Annotated in this window: 1 pseudogene; it reads left to right on the plus strand. The window is 70.4% G+C overall.

The features are described 5' to 3' along the window. Window positions 1-111 precede the first annotated feature (111 nt). Window positions 112-358, plus strand: a pseudogene (locus E7Z53_RS20600) (IS1634 family transposase); the annotation flags it as partial.

Below are 358 nucleotides of genomic sequence, written 5' to 3' on the forward strand. Positions count from 1 at the left end.
ACCTGACTCGTGCCACTTGAGAGCTCCTGGCTGACTTGGCCGGTGTTGTCGCTGGTCAGGGTCCTGTGGCGGGGGTCGGCGACACACTAATCGGGTGGGTAGGGTCGGACCGTGGTGTTCGTGCGTAAGGTCCGGACGGCGTCGGGGGCGACGGCGGTGCAGATCGCTGAGCGCCGGGGCGGGCGGGACAAAGTCCTCGAGCACCTGGGCTCAGCGCACACCGAGGCCGAGCTGACCGCGCTGTTGGAGGCCGCCCGGGTGAAGATGCACCCGGGTCAGGGCGAGCTCGACCTGAGCGCGGGCGCGGTGCCGGCGGGGCAGTCGGTGATCACCGGCAAGTGCAGCGCACTGCTGTGGC

This window comes from Kocuria salina (assembly GCF_013368965.1).
GTDB classification, from domain to species: Bacteria; Actinomycetota; Actinomycetes; order Actinomycetales; family Micrococcaceae; genus Kocuria; species Kocuria rosea.